This is a genomic window from Microvirga zambiensis WSM3693 (genome assembly GCF_016735695.1).
GTDB lineage: Bacteria > Pseudomonadota > Alphaproteobacteria > Rhizobiales > Beijerinckiaceae > Microvirga > Microvirga zambiensis.
The window spans coordinates 1-542 of sequence record NZ_JAERQD010000249.1; the positions used below are offsets into that span (position 1 = coordinate 1).

The following is a 542-nucleotide window of genomic DNA, read 5'->3' on the forward strand; positions in this document are numbered from 1 at the left end:
ACCCTCGCCAACGGGCTGCGCGTCCTCGTCCACACCGATCGCAAGGCGCCGGTGGTCGCCGTGTCGGTCTGGTACAACGTCGGCTCCAAGCACGAGCCCAAGGGCGAGTCCGGCTTCGCGCACCTGTTCGAGCATCTGATGTTCGGCGGCTCGGAGAATGCCGACGCCAGTTTCTTCGAGCCGATGCAGCAGCTCGGCGCGACAAACCTGAACGGCTCGACCTCGTACGACCGCACCAACTACTATGAGACAGTCCCAACCGGCGCACTCGAAAAAACGCTCTATCTCGAGTCCGACCGGATGGGACACCTCCTTGGCGCAATCACGCAGGCAAAGCTCGATAACCAGCGCGGCGTTGTCCAGAATGAAAAGCGCCAGCGCGACAATCAGCCATACGGCCTCGTCCAATATGCCCAAGCCGCAGCCCTGTTCCCGGCCGATCATCCCTACGGTCATCCGCCGATTGGGTCGATGGCCGATCTCGATGCCGCCAGCCTGGACGACGTGCATGGCTGGTTCCGCCAGCACTATGGGCCCAACAA

The 542-nt window shown here is 62.7% G+C and carries 1 protein-coding gene; it reads left to right on the forward strand.

Features of this window, described 5'->3' with window-relative positions; genetic code table 11:
* Positions 1-542 (forward strand): M16 family metallopeptidase (locus JKL46_RS35135; protein WP_201843084.1); only part of this gene is annotated, 542 nt, incomplete at both ends.